Below are 19,647 nucleotides of genomic sequence, written 5' to 3'. Positions count from 1 at the left end.
GTAGGAATTGACTCATGTCTATTACTAAAGACCAAATCATTGATGCTGTTGCAGAGTTAACAGTTATGGAAGTTGTTGAATTAATCGAAGCAATGGAAGAAAAATTCGGCGTATCTGCAGCTTCTGCTGTTGCTGCGGGCCCTGCAGCTGGTGAAGCAGTTGAAGAGCAAACTGAATTTGACGTTGTTATGACTGCGTTCGGTGAGAACAAAGTTAAAGCAATCAAAGCAGTTCGTGCAGCTACAGGTCTTGGCCTGAAAGAAGCTAAAGCGACTGTTGAATCTTGCCCAGTAGTGATCAAAGACGCTCTTTCTAAAGAAGAAGCTGAAACACTTAAAGCAACATTAGAAGAAATCGGCGCAACGATTGAACTTAAATAGGTTATATTTTATAACTTATTAGCCATGCAAATGGCACTGGCTGGTGATTATTTAATCACCGGCCTTTTTGCGCTATAGGATTCTGTAAGTTTTCATTATTTTAATTACGGGATCATAAGCACTCAATGTAAAAAAGCATTGAGACATACTAAAATGATGTTCGCCGCTGCCTAATAATGAAGGCCTAATAATAGGTCCGGTAGCTATGATCACTTAATCAGCGAGCAAAGGAACCACATGGGTTACTCTTATACTGAGAAAAAACTTATTCGTAAGGATTTTGGGAAACGTCCACAAGTTATGGAAAAACCATACTTGTTGTCGATTCAATTAGATTCATTTAAACGCTTCATCGAAGTCGATTTAACTGGAGAGGTTGGTTTAGAAGCCGCTTTTAGAAGCATCTTCCCAATCGCTAGCTATTCAGGCACATCAGAACTGCAATATGTAAGCTACCGTCTGGGTGAGCCAGTCTTTGATGTCAAAGAATGCCAAATCCGTGGCGTTACATATTCAGCGTCAGTGCGTGTAAAATTACGCCTCGTTATTTACGATCGTGATGCACCAGCTGGTACCATCAAAGATATTCGTGAACAAGAAGTGTACATGGGTGAAATGCCACTCATGACTGATAACGGAACGTTTGTTATCAATGGTACAGAGCGTGTTATCGTTTCTCAATTACATCGTAGTCCAGGTGTATTCTTCGATCACGACAAAGGTAAAACGCATAGCTCAGGTAAAGTACTGTATAACGCACGTGTTATCCCTTACCGTGGTTCTTGGTTAGACTTTGAGTTTGATCCGAAAGACAATCTCTTTGTTCGTATTGATCGTCGTCGTAAATTGCCAGCGACTATTATGTTGCGTGCATTAGAATATTCTACGCAAGATATTTTAGATATGTTCTTTGATACAACGAAGTTTGAGATCAAAGATGGCGCAATTTCAATGGCGTTAATTGCCGATCGTTTACGTGGTGAACAACTCTCCTTTGATATCGTAAGCGCAGGTAAAGTATACGTTGAAGCTGGTAAACGTGTGACAGCACGTCATATCCGCCAATTACAAAAAGACAAAATTAAACACCTTGAAGTACCTGCTGAGTACCTTGAAGGTAAAGTTTCTGCAAAAGATTACATCAGTTCAGAAACCGGTGAAATTATCATTAATGCTAATGATATATTGACACTTGAGTCTCTTGCTGAGCTAGCGCAATCTGGCATTAAAGCTTTTGAAGTTATCTACACTAATGAATTAGATTGTGGATCATTTATGTCAGATACATTACGCGTCGATTCATCAACTAACCGTTTAGAAGCGTTAGTTGAAATCTACCGCATGATGCGCCCAGGCGAGCCACCAACAAAAGATGCAGCAGAAGGTCTATTCCAAAACCTATTCTTTGCTGAAGAACGTTATGACTTATCTAAAGTAGGTCGTATGAAGTTCAACCGTCGTGTTGGTAATGAAGGCGATGAAGGTAAGGGCATTTTATCTAAAGAAGATATCTTAAGTGTAATGAAAACACTGATTGATATCCGCAATGGTAATGGTGTTGTAGATGATATCGATCATCTAGGTAACCGTCGTATTCGTTGTGTAGGTGAAATGGCAGAAAACCAATTCCGTGTTGGTTTAGTACGTGTTGAGCGTGCGGTTAAAGAACGTTTATCATTAGGCGACCTTGATGCAACAATGCCTCAAGATCTTATTAATGCAAAACCAATTTCTGCAGCGGTTAAAGAGTTCTTTGGTTCATCACAACTGTCTCAGTTTATGGATCAAAATAACCCGCTTTCAGAAGTGACGCATAAACGTCGTATTTCAGCGTTAGGGCCCGGTGGTTTAACACGTGAACGTGCAGGCTTTGAAGTACGTGACGTACATCCAACTCACTATGGTCGACTATGTCCAATCGAAACGCCAGAGGGACCAAACATTGGTCTAATTAACTCATTAGCTACGTTTGCGCGTACTAATAGTTACGGTTTCTTAGAAACACCATACCGTAAAGTAGTTGATGGCAAACCAAGTGATAAAGTTGAATATTTATCAGCCATTGAAGAAGGCTCATTCGTCATCGCACAGGCATCTGCGCGTATTGATGAAAATGGTTTCTTGAACGAAGAGTCTATTCCATGTCGTCACGAAGGTGAAACTACCTTTATGGCACCCGATCAAATTGATTACATGGATGTATCTCCACAGCAAATCATCTCTATCGCAGCATCGCTTATCCCGTTCTTAGAACACGATGATGCTAACCGTGCCTTAATGGGCGCGAACATGCAACGTCAAGCCGTACCAACATTACGTGCGGATAAACCGCTTGTAGGTACAGGTATTGAACGTCGTATCGCGATAGATTCAGGTGTAACGGTTATTGCAAAACGCAGTGGTCTTGTTGATTATGTAGATGCGTCTCGTATCGTGATTAAAGTAGATGATTCTGAACTCCTTCCTGGTGAAGCGGGTATCGATATCTACAACTTGACTAAATACACACGTTCAAATCAGAACACTTGTATTAACCAACGTCCAACATGTAAACCTGGCGAGCCAATCGTTAAAGGTGATGTGTTAGCTGATGGTCCGTCAACAGATATGGGTGAGTTAGCGCTAGGTCAAAACATGAAAATTGCATTCATGCCTTGGAATGGTTTTAACTTCGAAGATTCAATCCTTATCTCTGAGCGTGTTGCGCAAGAAGATCGTTTTACTACTATCCATATTCAAGAATTCTCGTGTGTTGCACGTGAAACTAAATTGGGTTGTGAAGAGATTTCTGCAGATATCCCGAATGTCGGTGAAGCTGCCCTAAGCAAACTAGATGAGTCTGGTATTGTTTATGTTGGTGCTGAAGTTAAACCGGGTGATATTCTAGTAGGTAAAGTGACACCAAAAGGTGAAACACAACTTACACCAGAAGAAAAATTATTACGTGCTATTTTCGGTGAAAAAGCGTCAGACGTTAAAGACAGTTCTTTACGTGTTGCCAATTCTACTTATGCAACGGTTATCGATGTACAAGTATTTACCCGTGATGGCGTAGAAAAAGATAAACGTGCTCTTGAAATCGAAGAGATGCAACTTAAATCTGCTAAGAAAGATCTTAATGAAAAATTCAAGATCTTAGAAAATGCAATCTTTGAAAAAGCATTAAAGATTTTAGTGAGTGCTGGACAAGATGAGCAACGTCTTAAACAGATGCCTCGTGCGCAGTGGTTAGAGATCATCGTTGATGATCAAACTCAGCAATCATACTTAGATCAAATCATTGCACAATATGATGACATCAAAGCAGATTACGAGAAAGAGTTTGATATTAAACGTCGTAAAATTACACAAGGTGATGATTTAGCACCTGGTGTACAAAAAATTGTTAAGGTTTACTTAGCCGTTCGTCGTCGTTTACAGCCTGGTGATAAAATGGCTGGACGTCATGGTAACAAAGGTGTTGTTTCAAATATCGTTCCTGTTGAAGATATGCCTCATGATGAATTTGGTGTGCCAGTTGATATCGTATTGAACCCGCTAGGTGTTCCATCACGTATGAATATCGGTCAGATCTTAGAAACGCATTTAGGTCTAGCTTGTAAAGGCGTAGGTGAAAAACTTGAGCGTATGATCAAAAATCAACGTGAAGTTGAAATGGCTAAAGTGCGTGAGTTTATACAGAAACTTTACTCGTTTGGTGAAGCGCCTTGTCACGTTGACATCAGTGAATTTGATGATGAAGCAGTAATGCGTCTAGCGAAGAATTTATATCGTGGACTGCCTGTCGCAACACCCGCATTTGATGGTGCTTATGAGTCAGAAATTCGTGAGTTATTAAAACTTGCCGATTTACCTGAATCAGGTCAATTGATCTTAACAGATGGTCGTACAGGTATTCCTTTCGAACGTCCTGTTACTGTTGGTTATATGTACATGCTTAAATTGAATCACTTAGTTGATGATAAAATGCATGCACGTTCAACAGGATCATACAGTCTTGTTACGCAACAGCCTCTAGGCGGTAAAGCGCAGTTCGGTGGACAGCGTTTCGGTGAGATGGAAGTATGGGCTCTACAAGCATTTGGTGCGGCGTATACGCTTCAAGAAATGCTAACTGTTAAGTCAGATGATGTTAATGGTCGTACTAAGATGTATAAAAACATCGTTGATGGAGATCATCGAATGGAGCCAGGTATTCCTGAATCGTTCAACGTATTGTTGAAAGAGATCCGTTCATTAAGCATTAATATTGAGTTAGACGAAGAAAACTAGAATTTATTTTAGTTAACAATAAGTGGCACCTTACTGGGTAAGGTGCCTCGTTTTAACTCCTATGGGAGAATAGCGTGAAAGACTTACTTAAGTTTTTGAAGCAACAAAATAAAAGCAAAGAGTTTGATGGAATAAAAATTGGTTTGGCCTCACCTGAAGTGATCCGTTCATGGTCATTTGGTGAAGTAAAAAAACCTGAAACAATCAACTACCGTACCTTTAAGCCTGAGCGTGAAGGTCTTTTCTGTGCGCGTATCTTTGGTCCAATTAAAGATTACGAATGTTTATGTGGTAAGTACAAACGCCTAAAACATCGTGGTGTGATCTGTGAAAAATGTGGCGTTGAAGTAACCCAATCTAAAGTTCGTCGTGATCGTATGGGTCATATCGAATTAGCTTCTCCAGTGGCACATATTTGGTTCCTTAAATCATTACCATCACGTATTGGTTTAATGCTAGATATGACGTTACGTGATATCGAACGTATTCTTTATTTTGAATCATTTGTTGTTGTTGAGCCTGGCATGACAGATCTTGAGCGTCGTCAAATTCTTCTTGAAGAAGAATACCTTGATATGCTTGAGCAATGGGGCGATGAATTTGAAGCGCTAATGGGCGCCGAAGCTATATTTTCTCTATTAAAACAACTCGATCTTGATCATGAAATCGCAGAAATGCGTGAAGAGTTGGGTACTACTAATTCTGAAACTAAGCGTAAGAAACTAACTAAACGTTTGAAATTGGTTGAATCTTTCCACCAGTCTTCAAATAAACCAGAGTGGATGATATTAACAGTATTACCTGTATTACCACCTGATTTACGTCCGTTAGTACCACTTGATGGTGGCCGTTTTGCAACGTCTGATCTTAATGACTTATACCGTCGTGTTATTAACCGTAATAACCGTCTAAAACGTCTATTAGACTTAAATGCGCCTGATATTATCGTACGTAATGAAAAACGTATGTTACAAGAATCAGTGGATGCATTATTAGATAATGGTCGTCGTGGCCGTGCTATTACTGGATCTAACAAGCGTCCTTTAAAATCGCTTGCTGATATGATCAAAGGTAAACAAGGTCGTTTCCGTCAGAATCTACTTGGTAAACGTGTAGATTACTCTGGTCGTTCTGTAATTACGGTTGGTCCAGCGCTGCGTTTACACCAGTGTGGTCTTCCTAAAAAAATGGCGCTTGAGTTATTCAAACCATTTGTTTACGGAAAATTAGAAGCATTAGGTCTTGCAACCACGATCAAAGCTGCTAAAAAATTAGTAGATCGTGAAGGTGCTGAAGTTTGGGATATCCTTGAAGGGGTTATTCGTGAACATCCAGTACTACTTAACCGTGCGCCAACATTGCACAGATTAGGTATCCAAGCATTTGAGCCTGTTTTAATTGAAGGCAAAGCGATGCAATTGCATCCTTTAGTTTGTGCTGCGTACAACGCCGATTTCGATGGTGACCAAATGGCGGTACACGTACCGTTAACAATTGAAGCACAGCTTGAAGCGCGTACTTTAATGATGTCTACCAACAATATCCTTTCACCTGCAAATGGTGAGCCGATTATTGTACCATCACAAGATGTTGTATTAGGTCTTTACTATATGACGCGTAGTAACATCAACGCGAAGGGTGAAGGCATGTGGTTTAAGAGTGCTAAGGAAGCAGAAAAAGCTTACCGCGCTCGCGTTGTAGATTTACAAGCAATTGTTAAAGTGCGCATGACGCAAGTACATATTGCAGAAGATAAATCACGTACAGAAACCACTTCAATTGTTGAAACAACAGTTGGTCGTGCGATCTTATCGTTAATTATGCCTGTAGGTCTTGAATTTAAACATATCGATTTAGATATGGGTAAAAAAGCAATTTCTAATGTGCTTAATGCTTGTTATCGTTTACTGGGCATTAAAGATACGGTTATCTTTGCAGATCAACTTATGTACACCGGTTTCGAATATGCAACATTATCAGGTGCATCAGTTTGTATCGATGACATGGTTATTCCGGATGCTAAAAAACATTTAGTAGAAGAAGCGGAAGAGCAAGTAACTGAAATTTATGAGCAGTTCCAAGCTGGTCTTGTAACCGCTGGTGAGCGTTACAATAAAGTTATCGATATCTGGGCAACAACGAATGATAAAGTTGCCAAAGCGATGATGGATAACTTGTCAACGGAAATGGTTAAAGATCGCCACGGTGAATATGTTGAACAGAAATCATTCAACAGTGTTTACATGATGGCCGATTCTGGTGCTCGTGGTAGCCCAGCTCAGATCCGTCAGTTAGCGGGTATGCGTGGTCTAATGGCGAAACCAGATGGTTCGATCATTGAAACGCCGATCATTGCGAACTTCCGTGAAGGGCTAAACGTACTACAGTACTTTATCTCTACGCATGGAGCACGTAAAGGTCTAGCAGATACCGCACTTAAAACAGCAAACTCGGGTTACTTAACACGTCGTCTTGTTGATATTGCACAAGATCTTGTTATTACTGAAAGAGATTGTGGCAGTGAAGACGGTCTATTGATTAAACCGCTTATTCAAGGTGGCGATATCGTTGAGCCACTTCGTGAACGTGTATTGGGCCGTGTTGTTGCGCGTGACGTTATTAAGCCTGGCACTAAAAATGAAGTTATCTTCAAACGTAATACATTACTTGATGAGAAACTTTGTGATCTTATTGAAGTTGCGTCTGTCGATGAAATTTGGGTACGCTCTGTAATCACTTGTAAAACTGACTTTGGCGCATGTGCGGCTTGTTATGGTCGTGATTTGGCTCGTGGTCATATGGTTGGTCAAGGTGAAGCTATTGGTGTTATGGCTGCACAATCAATCGGTGAGCCAGGAACGCAGCTTACAATGCGTACGTTCCATATCGGTGGTGCGGCATCTCGATCTGCTTCTGAAAATAACGTACAAGTTAAAAACACAGGTAAGATCAAACTGCATAATGCTAAATTTGTTATTAACTCTGAAGGTAAAGTTGTTGTAACTTCACGTTCAACAGAATTAACAATTATCGATGCGTTAGGTCGTGCTAAAGAAAACCATAAACTACCTTACGGCTCAGTATTAGAGAAGTTAGATGGTGCGGCAATCGTAGCTGGCGAAATTATCGCTAACTGGGACCCACATACACATCCAATTATCACTGAAGTAGCGGGTAAAGTTGAGTTCCTAGATTTCGTTGAAGGTATTACTATTACCAAACAAACGGATGAACTGACTGGTTTATCAAGTATTGTTATCATTGATCCAGCGCAGCGTCCAACTGCAGGTAAAGAAATGCGTCCAACTGCGAAATTAGTTGATGCTGAAGGTAATGACTTATTTATTCCTGGTACGAAAGTAACAGCGCAATATAATCTACCTGCTAATGCAATTGTAAACCTAGAAGATGGTGCACAAGTGCAAGTTGGTGATGCGGTTGCTCGTATACCTCGTGAAAGTTCGAAAACACGTGATATTACCGGTGGTCTACCACGCGTTGCGGATTTATTCGAAGCACGTATACCAAAAGATGCTGCTATCCTTGCTGAAGTTTCAGGTACGCTTTCATTTGGTAAAGAAACTAAAGGCAAAATGCGCTTAGTTATCACTAAAGCTGATGGCGAAACGTATGAAGAGATGATCCCTAAATGGCGTCACCTAAACATCTTCGAAGGTGAGAAGATTGAAAAAGGTGAGGTTGTTTCAGATGGTCCTGAATCTCCTCATGATATCTTGCGTTTACGTGGTATTAGCCCAGTGGCGAACTACATTACTAATGAAGTGCAAGAAGTTTACCGTCTACAAGGCGTAAAAATTAATGATAAGCATATCGAAGTTATCGTTAATCAAATGCTACGTAAATGTGTGATCACTGATGCCGGCGATTCAACATTCCTAGTGGGTGAGCAAGCTGAAGTAGTACGCGTTATTATTAATAACCGTCTATTAAAAGCTGCGGGTAAATCTGAGACTAAGTTTAATTACGTGTTACTCGGTATTACTAAAGCATCACTTGCAACAGAATCATTCATCTCGGCTGCGTCTTTCCAAGAAACAACGCGTGTTCTTACGGAAGCTGCGGTTGCAGGAAAATGTGACAAACTTTACGGTCTTAAAGAGAACGTTATCGTGGGTCGCTTGATCCCTGCTGGTACTGGTTTTGCTTATCATAAAGCACGTGCAGCTGCGAAAGCTAAAGCACTTGAGCCTAAACCAGAGCATCCTGTTATTGACGTAGATGCTGCTGAGAAAAACTTAGCAGACTTACTAAATGCAGTTGATTTTGGTGAATAATCTTTACTGATAAAATCATAAAAAGGTGCTTCGGCACCTTTTTTTTTAACTTTTTTATGTGCCAGAATGTGGGTTAATTTACTTAGGCATATGTGAATATCTGTTTTATGATGTTATTTAAACGTGCGTATAAATTTTAAAAATGCGATCGTACAAATTAATAGCAAAGGAATTAATTAAGTTTTCATGTATTGCGCAGGAAAAATTAACACTAGCAAAGCATGAGTTGTAGGAGATAGTTGTTCTCACTTCAAAACTCACAACGCAGGTAGGGATAATTTCAACAAGCAAGACGGGTAACCTTTTTAGTTTCTTTGGTATAAGCAGAGAGTTATTATGTCAAAAACAAAAATAGCCTTATTAGTTTCAGGTGCGCCTTATGGACAACAAGGCGCCAGTAGTGCTTATCAGTTTTGCCACGCAGCCTTGCAAAGTGGACATGAAATTGTAGGGGTGTTCTTTTATCAAGAAGGCGTTCTGAATAGTAGCTATATACTGAGCCCCGCGACAGATGAAGTTAATTTACAACAATTATGGTGTGATTTGGCAACGCAATATCAGTTTCCATTAGAAGTGTGTGTGTCGGCAGCATTACGCCGAGGCATTGTTGATAGTGTAGAGGCAGAGCAATTGGCCCTTAGTCATTTTAACCTTAAACCTCCTTTTGCTTTAAGTGGCCTTGGCCAACTCGCAGAGCTAAGTGCAAAATCAGATCGTTTGGTGCAATTTTTATGAAACAAAAAAAAATTGGAATAATTAATCGCGCGGCATCTCATGGCTCAGCGCAAGGACGTGAGGCGCTTGATTTGACCTTAGCGTTATCGGCATTTAATGAGTCACTGTCCGTTTTTTTTATGGGTGATGCGGTGTATCAATTATTAATCGGTCAAGATCCTGATGAAATTTTACAAAAAAACTTTGCGCCTCTCTTTAAAATGTTAGCGTTGTACGATGTTGAAAATATTTATGTCTGCGCCGAAGCACTGGCAGCGCGTCATTTACAAACAAAAGATTTACTGATCGAGGTCAGTGTTTTGGATAAGCATCAATTACAACAGCAATTGGCACGACAAGATCAACTATTGAGTTTTTAATATGATATTACATAGCGTGCATACGTCTCCATCACAAAGCTTGGCATTACAACAGTGTTTAGCGTTGCTTAACGATGCTGACAGCTTGATTTTGTTAGAAGATGGTGTATTTGCCTGTCATGCAAAGCATGCATGGTATAGTGCATTAGAGGCGCTTTCTGAGCAGGGTAGATTAATGGTGTTACGCCCTGATTTAGAGGCGCGAGGCATAAAAAATAAAATAGGCAAAAGCTGTTCATATACAGATTTTGTCTCTCTCACGCTAGCGCACAAGAGCCTCATAGCGTGGTAACGAAATAGAATTTTACGCTGCATTAGATTTGTTGAGCCGGATCACAACTGCTTAATTATTGACTCGCATTTGTAAGCAGCGTAAACTCTTGCAACCCTAAATTATAGGGTTTGATTTTTCACACACAAATTAGGAGCTATTTAATAATGGCAACAATTTCACAATTGGTACGCAAACCACGTAAGGACAAAGTTGTAAAAACTAAGGTTCCTGCGTTAGAAGCGTGCCCACAAAGACGTGGTGTATGTACTCGTGTATATACTACTACTCCAAAAAAACCTAACTCAGCAATGCGTAAAGTTGCTCGTGTTCGTCTAACTAACGGTTATGAAGTTACTTCATACATCGGTGGTGAAGGCCATAATTTGCAAGAGCATAGTGTTATCTTGATCCGTGGCGGTCGTGTAAAAGATTTACCGGGTGTTCGTTACCACACTGTTCGTGGTGCTCTGGATACTTCAGGCGTTGCAGATCGTCGTCAAGGTCGTTCTAAGTACGGTACTAAAAGACCTAAGTCTTAAGTTGTCCCGTAAGTAAGGCCAAACAAACACTATTTTAATTTAATATGTTTTGGGGAAAATCCTGAAGCGCACGGAGATAATAAGATGCCAAGAAGACGCGTCATAGCTACTCGTAAAATCCTTCCAGATCCTAAGTTCGGATCAGAAGTTTTAGCAAAATTCATTAACGTTGTAATGGTTGACGGTAAAAAGTCAATCTCAGAAAAAATCGTATATGTTGCTTTAGAAGTTTCTTCTAAAAAAACTGAAAAAGATGCATTAGAGCTTTTTGAAAGTGCTCTAGAAAACATCCGCCCAAGCGTCGAAGTTAAATCTCGTCGTGTTGGTGGTTCAACATACCAAGTTCCTGTAGAAGTTCGTCCTTCTCGTCGTAATGCTTTAGCAATGCGTTGGTTAGTTGAAGCTTCTCGTAAGCGTGGTGAAAAATCAATGGCATTACGTCTAGCTGGTGAGCTAGTCGATGCAGCAGATAATAAAGGCTCTGCGGTTAAGAAACGTGAAGATGTTCACCGTATGGCTGACGCAAATAAAGCGTTTGCTCATTACCGCTGGTAAGATCTTAACGCAAGCTATTGCTTGCGTTTTTTCGTTTCAAAAAATAATTAGTTATTTCAAAGGACATCACTTTGGCACGTACAACACCCATTAGCCAATATCGTAATATCGGTATTGTTGCTCATGTAGATGCGGGAAAAACAACAACAACCGAGCGTATATTGTTCTACACAGGTCTATCTCACCGAATGGGTGAGGTGCATGACGGTGCAGCAACAATGGATTGGATGGAGCAAGAGCAAGAGCGTGGTATTACTATCACAGCTGCTGCGACGACTACATTTTGGTCTGGTATGCAAGGGCAGTTTGCGAAACACCGCATTAACATCATCGATACACCGGGACATGTTGATTTCACTGTTGAAGTGGAACGCTCGTTACGCGTATTAGATGGTGCGGTTGTTGTTTTTTGCGCAGCCTCTGGGGTTGAACCTCAATCAGAAACCGTTTGGCGTCAAGCGAACAAATACCACGTTCCACGTATCGTATTTGTAAACAAGATGGACAGAACGGGTGCTGATTTTGAGATGGTACTTGAGCAAATTCGAGAACGCTTAGGCGCAACTTGTGTACCCATTCATTTGAATGTAGGAACAGAAGAAAACTTTAGCGGTATAATTGACCTCATCATAATGAAGTTAATTAAGTGGAATGATGCAGATCAGGGCATGACGTTTGAATATCTCGATATTCCAGCAGACTTACTTGAGCAAGCTGAAATGATGCATGAAGAATTGCTCGATCACGCCGCGGAAGCCAATGATGATTTAATGGATAAGTACCTTGAAGAAGGCGACCTTTCTATTGAAGAAATCAAACAAGGCTTACGTGAGCGTACATTAAACAATGACATTGTATTGGCAACCTGTGGGAGTGCTTTTAAAAATAAAGGCGTTCAAGCAGTGCTCGATGCTGTTATTGATTTTTTACCATCTCCTTCTGAAGTTAAAGCTATAAAAGGCCTTAATGCGAAAGAAGAAGAGATTGCGTGTCCTGCGGATGATGATGCCCCTTTTGCCGCACTAGCATTTAAAATTGCAACGGACCCCTTTGTGGGCACGTTAACGTTTATTCGCGTTTATTCGGGTGTGGTGAAAAGTGGGGATAATGTTTATAATTCAGTCAAACAAAGTAAAGAACGTTTAGGGCGCATTGTACAAATGCACGCTAACGAACGTAATGAGATTAAAGAAGTGAGAGCGGGCGATATCGCTGCTGTAATCGGTCTTAAAAATGTCACTACGGGCGATACTTTATGTGCGATTGAGCATAAAATTATCCTTGAGCGCATGGATTTCCCTGAACCTGTGATCCAGATCGCAGTTGAACCTCGTACTAAAGCAGATCAAGATAAATTGACCATTGCACTAACTAAGTTAGGCGCAGAAGATCCTTCATTCCATGTCGAAACAAATGAAGAATCAGGACAAATTCTTATCTCCGGTATGGGTGAATTACATCTTGATATTATTGTCGAACGTATGCGTCGAGAATTTAATGTCAATTGTAATGTCGGGAACCCACAAGTGTCATATCGAGAAGCTATCCGCAAAACAGTGGAAGCGGAAGGTAAATTTATTCGTCAAGGCGATGGACCTCACCAATACGGTCATGTTCATCTTAAACTCGAGCCGCTTGAAGCGGGTAGCGGGTTTGAATTTGTTAATGCAATTACTGATGGACGTATTCCTAAAGAATATATCCCGGCGATCAGCAAAGGCTGTGAAGAGCAAATGAATCAAGGAGTATTAGCGGGTTATCCTATGCTGGATGTGCGCGCTACACTTTTTGATGGTTCGTTTCATGAAACGGACTCTAACGAAATGGCATTTAAAGTGGCTGCCATGTTTGGTTTTAGAGAAGGGGCATTGAAAGCCGATGCAACTATTCTTGAACCGGTAATGAAAGTTGAAATTACAACACCAGATGACTGGCTGGGTGATGTAGTAGGTGACTTAAATCGTCGTCGTGGCATGATTGAAGGAATGGGCGATGGTCTCGGAAACGTGAAAATTGTTCATGCTAAAGTACCACTAGCCGAAATGTTCGGTTATGCGACAGCATTACGCTCTGCAACGCAGGGTCGTGCCTCATATTCGATGGAATTCCTCGAATATGGTGATGCACCTAAAAAAATAGCTAACGCTATTATTGAAGCGAAATAGAAAATAAATTAAACTACGATCTTTCCATGTGATGGCATGTGGAAGGTATTAACTGAAATAGAAGGTACACACTGTGTCTAAAGAAAAATTTGAACGTAATAAACCACATGTAAACGTTGGTACTATTGGCCACGTCGATCATGGTAAAACAACTCTAACTGCAGCAATCACTTCAGTTCTTGCTAAAAAATTCGGCGGTGAAGTAAAAGACTTCGCATCAATCGATAATGCACCTGAAGAACGTGAACGTGGTATCACTATCTCTACTTCACATGTTGAATATGATACAGCTGTACGTCATTACGCACACGTGGATTGTCCTGGACATGCCGATTATGTTAAAAACATGATCACTGGTGCTGCACAAATGGATGGTGGTATCCTAGTTGTTGCTGCAACAGATGGCCCTATGCCACAAACTCGTGAGCATATCCTACTTGCACGTCAAGTTGGTGTTCCACATTTAGTTGTTTTCATGAACAAATGTGACATGGTTGATGATGAAGAGCTTCTTGAGTTAGTAGAAATGGAAGTTCGTGAACTTCTTAGCGAATATGATTTCCCAGGTGATGATTTACCTGTGATCCAAGGTTCTGCTCTTAAAGCACTTGAAGGCGAAGCTGAATGGGAAGAAAAAATTCTTGAGCTAGCTGATGCTCTTGATAACTACATTCCAATTCCAAAACGTGATATCGACAAACCATTCATCCTACCAATTGAAGATGTATTCTCAATTTCAGGTCGTGGTACAGTTGTAACTGGTCGTGTTGAACGTGGTATTGTTAAAATTGGTGATGAAGTAGAAATCATTGGTCTTAAAGACACTGCTAAAAGTACTTGTACTGGTGTTGAAATGTTCCGTAAACTACTTGACGAAGGTCGTGCTGGCGAAAACGTTGGTGTTCTTCTACGTGGTATTAAACGTGAAGAAATCGAACGTGGTCAAGTTCTTGCTGCGCCTGGTTCAATCACTCCTCATACTAAATTTGAGTCTGAAGTTTACGTACTAAGCAAAGATGAAGGCGGCCGTCATACTCCTTTCTTCAAAGGTTACCGTCCACAGTTCTACTTCCGTACAACAGATATCACTGGTGCTGTACAGCTTCCAGAAGGTGTTGAAATGGTAATGCCTGGTGATAACCTTAAATTCGTTGTTGAGCTTATTGCTCCAATCGCAATGGATGAAGGTCTACGTTTTGCTATCCGTGAAGGTGGCCGTACTGTAGGTGCTGGTGTTGTTTCTACAATCATTGAATAAATACTATTCATAAATTGTTAAACACATGATAGAAGAGAGCTTAGGCTCTCTTTTTTTATGCCTTTTTTATGTGTTTTTAGTGAGTGTAGCAGGCTGATTGCATCAAATAAGCGCAATGGACGAAGGTCTACGTTTTGCTATCCGTGAAGATGGTCGTACTGACGGTGCTGGTGTCGGATCTCATCATTGAATAAATACACTTCATAAATGGTTAAACACAGTTGAGCGAGCTTAGGCTCTCTTTTTTTATGCCTTTTTTATAGTTTTTATGTGTTTTAATGAATGTGTAAGGCTGATTGCATCAATAAGCGCAATGGATGACGGTCTACGTTTTGCTATCCGTGAAGGTGGCCGTACTGTAGGTGCTGGTGTTGTTTCTACAATCATTGAATAAATACTATTCATAAATTGTTAAACACATGATAGAAGAGAGCTTAGGCTCTCTTTTTTTATGCCTTTTTTATAGTTTTTAGTGAGTGTAGCAGGCTGATTGCATCAAATAAGCGCAATGGACGAAGGTCTACGTTTTGCTATCCGTGAAGGTGGCCGTACTGACGGTGCTGGTGTTGGATCACATCATTGAATAAATACACTTCATAAATGGTTAAACACAGTTGAGCGAGCTTAGGCTCTCTTTTTTTATGCCTTTTTTATAGTTTTTATGTGTTTTAATGAATGTGTAAGGCTGATTGCATCAATAAGCGCAATGGATGACGGTCTACGTTTTGCTATCCGTGAAGGTGGCCGTACTGTAGGTGCTGGTGTTGTTTCTACAATCATTGAATAAATACTATTCATAAATTGTTAAACACATGATAGAAGAGAGCTTAGGCTCTCTTTTTTTATGCCTTTTTTATAGTTTTTAGTGAGTGTAGCAGGCTGATTGCATCAAATAAGCGCAATGGACGAAGGTCTACGTTTTGCTATCCGTGAAGGTGGCCGTACTGACGGTGCTGGTGTTGGATCACATCATTGAATAAATACACTTCATAAATTGTTAAACACAGTTGAGCGAGCTTAGGCTCTCTTTTTTTATGCCTTTTTTATAGTTTTTAGTGAGTGTAGCAGGCTGATTGCATCAAATAAGCGCAAGGGACGAAGGTCTACGTTTTGCTATCCGTGAAGGTGGCCGTACTGACGATGCGGGTGTTGGATCTCATCATTGAATAAATACACTTCATAAATCGTTAAACACAGTTGAGCGAGCTTAGGCTCTCTTTTTTATGCCTTTTTTATGTGTTTTTAGTGAGTGTAGCAGGCTGATTGCATCAAATAAGCGCAATGGACGAAGGTCTACGTTTTGCTATCCGTGAAGGTGGTCGTACTGACGGTGCTGGTGTCGGATCTCATCATTGAATAAATACACTTCATAAATTGTTAAACACAGTTGAGCGAGCTTAGGCTCTCTTTTTTATGCCTTTTTTATGCCTTTTTTATGTGTTTTTAGTGAGTGTTGCAGGCTGATTGCATCAATAAGCGCAAGGGATGACGGTCTACGTTTTGCTATCCGTGAAGGTGGCCGTACTGACGATGCGGGTGTTGGATCACATCATTGAATAAATACACTTCATAAATCGTTAAACACAGTTGAGCGAGCTTAGGCTCTCTTTTTTTATGCTTCTTTTATGCTTTTTTTACGAATATTACCGGGAGTTATGAATCAATAGGAAAAATGTCTGCTGATGTACGTTTTAATGTGCACGTAGAGGGCCATACGGAGATGCAGGTATTGTTTTGTTGATTATTTAACACATAGGTGCATAAATACTTAAAAGCCGACTAGCGAGCTTAGCTCTCTTTTTATGCGCTTTTAGTCATGTTTTAGGCCTTGATTTATACATTGTTACGCGCACATGCCTGAGGTAAATGTGCCAGAAAAGCGGATCACAGATCCTTTATTAAAACAAAAATCTATGATCAGATGCATTTGCGTCAAACCATTATTAAATGAATGAAGCGGCTATTAATCGACAGACATAGAACTATTTGAGGTTTTATCCGCAGTTAGCCCGCATCGAGGATAAACACATCCGTTAAAAGTTTAGGATGTCGGTTTTATTCTCAATGCCTATGTCCTGATTTTACAAAAAATAAATTTAAGCATTATGAGAGAATGTAATTTCTACACGCCTATTTTTTGCTCTCCCTTTTTTTGTTTCATTATCATGAGTTGGAAGTCTTTCACCATGACTTAATACGTTGATCCTGTTTTTATTTATATTCTTATGTAAAAAATATTTCGATACTTCGAGCGCGCGTTTCGCTGCTAATTTATCATTGTATAGGTCGGATCCTTCACTATCTGTATGGGCAATAATAGAAATGTTAATTTTGGGAAACTTGGCTAATTGATCCGTGATCTGATGTAAAAGTGGAGTGGGCAGGATTTCTGATGAATCGAAATCAAAAAATAGTATTATATTTTTAGGTAGCTTAGGTTGTTTTTTGATCTCAGAGACGACAGTTTCTTTTGGTTGTGTGATCGGGATAATGTCTTTTTGTTTTGAGCTGGAAAATCTATATTTGATCCCGACAGAGGTGAAATGGAGATCAGCTTTTAATGATGTGTCATCTCCTATTCCATCGATAAATTGGTACTCACCACGTAAAGACCAATTATTATCTAGTTTGTAATCAATACCCATGGCGACTAGTCCTCCAAAGCTTGAACCCGAAAAGTCACCTAGATCTGACATTGTTTTATTTATATGTTGATACGAGATCCCAACTTTTGTATACAGTTGTACATTGTCGGTTAATCGATAACCAAATTTAGTGGAGAGATCACTACTAATCGCTAATGCCTCAACATCATAATTTTGATATGATGAATTAACCTCATTGTGATTTGTTACGCCACCTTCAATGGCAAACCAATCAGTAAAATCATAGCCTACAAAAAGACCATAACCTAAAGAATCTTCTTCACATTTAGTGTAACCATAGAGACATGCATCTTGGTATTTTGACCAGCCAGCCTTTGCGCCAATGTAAAAATTATTGGTATTATTTTCAGCTGCTTGTAAAAAGAAAGGCAGAAGTGGGCAGATGGCTATTAATATTTTTGTATTGTTCATTAAGCAGAGAGGGGAATTGTGTTTCATTGCATTGATCCTTTGATAAATTGTTAAAGTTTGCCTTTCAATTCCCTGAATTGTTAATTAGATTTCCTTTACTATCTAAGTATGAGATATAGACTTTTTCTCTGTTTTTCTTTAATTATATCGAGTATAAAGTGTCCAATAAATTATGTAATACCAAAGGAATTAATTAAGTTCTCATGTATTGCACAGGAAAAATTAACGCAAGCAAGACGGGTAACCTTTTTAGTTCCTTTGGAATAAGTCTATAGAGGCATAGAGCCTTTTTTTAGATGCGTCTCGTTATTCTTTTTTACGAAAAAAGATGATAGGGCAACGAGCACCGTATTACATCGTAATAAAGAAATACGCTTTGGGTCGTCTAAGCTAACTTTGATCGTATCATCACTCATGATCCTGTTTAACCAAGATAGACTAAATAAAAATAAAGACATAAAAAAAGTGCGTTACAACACGCGTTTTAAGTTTAAATATATATAGCAGTGAATATTAGAAGAGGTAAAAAACGGAAGAATGATGCGGGAGAATAAGCACATAACTTTCATGTGCAGGATCGATAATAGAAACGTTTTCTTGGCGTAGTGTTATTAATGTATGTTGATAAGCATTACTGCAGGCATAAAAAAACCTAAGCATATAATACTTAGGTTTTGTTATAGGAAGGCTCTAGAATACGTACGAAGCACCCATCACTAAGACATTGTTATTGTGTCCATAGTTGTATTTAGCGCTATCTTCTTGATTACGGTATTCGATATAAGGTTGAACTCCATTACGAGTCCATGTTGCGCGTAATTCGTGCTCCATAGAGTTACGGTTGGCATCGCCTTCGTTAATGTAAAATACATTGTTGTATTTAACATTAAGATCAATATCAGAGAAAGAATAAGCGATATTATTATCAAAACGTATTTTATCATTGGTGATGTCTTCATCAATGCTGTTGTACGCATCATATGCTTGAATTTGGTAACGTGTACGGTTAGAAATTGCAATGCCGTTATCAAAGTTATAACCAATTTTAACTAGTGGGCGGTACTCGGTTGCTTTGCCATCATGTAGTAATTGATGGTAACCCGCAGCAACCCAAAGGTTATCATTTAAGTTAAACATTTGCTCAACACCTAATGTGATATAAGCAGGCGATGCACCATTTGGTGTCGTTTGACCTAATTGGATGCCATCAAATTCGACTAATAATGTCGTGCCGCTGTCAAAAGTATGACCACTTTCTAATGTGGAAGTTGTATCTGAACCATTAAAGTCAGCACGATCATGTATTTGAACATTACCGGTGACGTAAGATGAGCCGGCAGCGAATGCGAGAGGAGTCAATAAAAGAGAGGTGCAAGCCATTGCGAGTGTTAGTTTTTTCATTATTTAATACCTTTTATATTAGAATTCTAGTTATAAATTCACGACTTCCATGTTGGCAAGGTGCTGTTAGATATATTCCATTCTTTTATAAATTACATCGTCTATGATGTTCTAAAGATATTAAACAAGCATCCGGCGTTATTCCCGTAACGCTGAGTTATGCATATAATCTACAAGGTTTTATTTGAACACGCAAACCAACAAAGTGGAGATTTGCATCTTATGAAACAGGGGCTATTATGTAAGGTTAACCTTAAAAAATTTATCGTGGATATAAGTTTGATTATTTTCATTCTGCTTTATTTAGGTGCGCTATGGAATGCAATAGAGATATTGG

General features: G+C 39.6%; 13 protein-coding genes and 2 pseudogenes. 13 read left to right on the top strand and 2 right to left on the bottom strand.

Going from position 1 to position 19,647, the window contains the following annotated elements; genetic code table 11:
- Nucleotides 1-14 precede the first annotated feature (14 nt).
- From rplL to PCNPT3_RS14405, 13 genes and pseudogenes are all read left to right on the top strand, one after another.
- Entirely contained in the window at nt 15-380 is a 366-nt protein-coding gene (rplL, locus tag PCNPT3_RS12520) for a 50S ribosomal protein L7/L12 (protein WP_015466216.1), read from the top strand.
- Between the two features lie 237 nt (nt 381-617).
- Entirely contained in the window at nt 618-4,652 is a 4,035-nt protein-coding gene (rpoB, locus tag PCNPT3_RS12515) for a DNA-directed RNA polymerase subunit beta (protein WP_015466215.1), read from the top strand.
- 74 nt (nt 4,653-4,726) lie between these two features.
- Nucleotides 4,727-8,947 (top strand): DNA-directed RNA polymerase subunit beta', encoded by a 4,221-nt coding sequence (gene rpoC, locus PCNPT3_RS12510; RefSeq protein WP_015466214.1) that lies wholly within the window; start codon nt 4,727-4,729, stop codon nt 8,945-8,947.
- Between the two features lie 336 nt (nt 8,948-9,283).
- On the top strand, nt 9,284-9,682 hold the full coding sequence (gene tusD, locus PCNPT3_RS12505; RefSeq protein WP_015466213.1) for a sulfurtransferase complex subunit TusD: 399 nt from the start codon (nt 9,284-9,286) through the stop codon (nt 9,680-9,682).
- Entirely contained in the window at nt 9,679-10,041 is a 363-nt protein-coding gene (gene tusC / locus PCNPT3_RS12500) for a sulfurtransferase complex subunit TusC (protein WP_015466212.1), read from the top strand. The genes tusD and tusC overlap by 4 nt, the downstream gene beginning before the upstream one ends.
- 1 nt (nt 10,042) lies before the next feature.
- Complete coding sequence (tusB, locus tag PCNPT3_RS12495) at nt 10,043-10,333, top strand: sulfurtransferase complex subunit TusB (protein ID WP_015466211.1); 291 nt, start codon at nt 10,043-10,045, stop codon at nt 10,331-10,333.
- A 146-nt stretch (nt 10,334-10,479) separates the two neighbouring features.
- Nucleotides 10,480-10,854 carry a 30S ribosomal protein S12 gene (gene rpsL / locus PCNPT3_RS12490; protein ID WP_015466210.1) on the top strand — a complete coding sequence of 125 codons (375 nt, stop codon included), beginning with the start codon at nt 10,480-10,482 and terminating at the stop codon, nt 10,852-10,854.
- An 84-nt stretch (nt 10,855-10,938) separates the two neighbouring features.
- On the top strand, nt 10,939-11,409 hold the full coding sequence (rpsG, locus tag PCNPT3_RS12485; protein WP_015466209.1) for a 30S ribosomal protein S7: 471 nt from the start codon (nt 10,939-10,941) through the stop codon (nt 11,407-11,409).
- Nucleotides 11,410-11,480: 71 nt separating this feature from the next.
- A complete protein-coding gene (fusA, locus tag PCNPT3_RS12480; RefSeq protein ID WP_015466208.1) occupies nt 11,481-13,574 on the top strand; it encodes an elongation factor G in 2,094 nt (697 codons plus the stop codon).
- Nucleotides 13,575-13,647: 73 nt separating this feature from the next.
- On the top strand, nt 13,648-14,832 hold the full coding sequence (gene tuf, locus PCNPT3_RS12475) for an elongation factor Tu (protein ID WP_015466207.1): 1,185 nt from the start codon (nt 13,648-13,650) through the stop codon (nt 14,830-14,832).
- A gap of 277 nt (nt 14,833-15,109) precedes the next feature.
- Nucleotides 15,110-15,226, top strand: a pseudogene (locus tag PCNPT3_RS14045) (hypothetical protein); the annotation flags it as partial.
- A gap of 276 nt (nt 15,227-15,502) precedes the next feature.
- Nucleotides 15,503-15,619: pseudogene (locus PCNPT3_RS14040) on the top strand (hypothetical protein); the annotation flags it as partial.
- Between the two features lie 637 nt (nt 15,620-16,256).
- Entirely contained in the window at nt 16,257-16,388 is a 132-nt protein-coding gene (locus PCNPT3_RS14405) for a hypothetical protein (RefSeq protein ID WP_269571685.1), read from the top strand.
- 540 nt (nt 16,389-16,928) lie between these two features.
- Here the strand turns inward: PCNPT3_RS14405 and PCNPT3_RS12470 are convergent.
- Nucleotides 16,929-17,936: an outer membrane beta-barrel protein gene (locus PCNPT3_RS12470; protein WP_015466206.1), complete on the bottom strand. Its 1,008-nt coding sequence runs from the start codon at nt 17,934-17,936 to the stop codon at nt 16,929-16,931.
- Nucleotides 17,937-18,599: 663 nt separating this feature from the next.
- The gene (locus PCNPT3_RS12465) at nt 18,600-19,310 is read right to left on the bottom strand and encodes an oligogalacturonate-specific porin KdgM family protein (RefSeq protein WP_015466205.1); all 711 of its coding nucleotides are present in this window, start codon (nt 19,308-19,310) and stop codon (nt 18,600-18,602) included.
- Between the last annotated feature and the right edge of the window lie 337 nt (nt 19,311-19,647).

This window comes from Psychromonas sp. CNPT3, from assembly GCF_000153405.2.
Classification (GTDB): domain Bacteria; phylum Pseudomonadota; class Gammaproteobacteria; order Enterobacterales; family Psychromonadaceae; genus Psychromonas.
The sequence above is the reverse complement of the archived record's forward strand: the minus strand, read 5'-3'. Positions and strand labels throughout refer to the sequence as shown.

Bases quoted from the DNA above. Each gene is read 5' to 3' on its own strand.
- rplL (WP_015466216.1), top strand. From the start codon at position 15: ATGTCTATTACTAAAGACCAAATCATTGATGCTGTTGCAGAGTTAACA.
- rpoB (WP_015466215.1), top strand. From the start codon at position 618: ATGGGTTACTCTTATACTGAGAAAAAACTTATTCGTAAGGATTTTGGG.
- tusD (WP_015466213.1), top strand. From the start codon at position 9,284: ATGTCAAAAACAAAAATAGCCTTATTAGTTTCAGGTGCGCCTTATGGA.
- tusC (WP_015466212.1), top strand. From the start codon at position 9,679: ATGAAACAAAAAAAAATTGGAATAATTAATCGCGCGGCATCTCATGGC.
- tusB (WP_015466211.1), top strand. From the start codon at position 10,043: ATGATATTACATAGCGTGCATACGTCTCCATCACAAAGCTTGGCATTA.
- rpsL (WP_015466210.1), top strand. From the start codon at position 10,480: ATGGCAACAATTTCACAATTGGTACGCAAACCACGTAAGGACAAAGTT.
- rpsG (WP_015466209.1), top strand. From the start codon at position 10,939: ATGCCAAGAAGACGCGTCATAGCTACTCGTAAAATCCTTCCAGATCCT.
- PCNPT3_RS14405 (WP_269571685.1), top strand. From the start codon at position 16,257: ATGCCTTTTTTATGTGTTTTTAGTGAGTGTTGCAGGCTGATTGCATCA.
- PCNPT3_RS12470 (WP_015466206.1), bottom strand. From the start codon at position 17,936: ATGAAACACAATTCCCCTCTCTGCTTAATGAACAATACAAAAATATTA.
- PCNPT3_RS12465 (WP_015466205.1), bottom strand. From the start codon at position 19,310: ATGAAAAAACTAACACTCGCAATGGCTTGCACCTCTCTTTTATTGACT.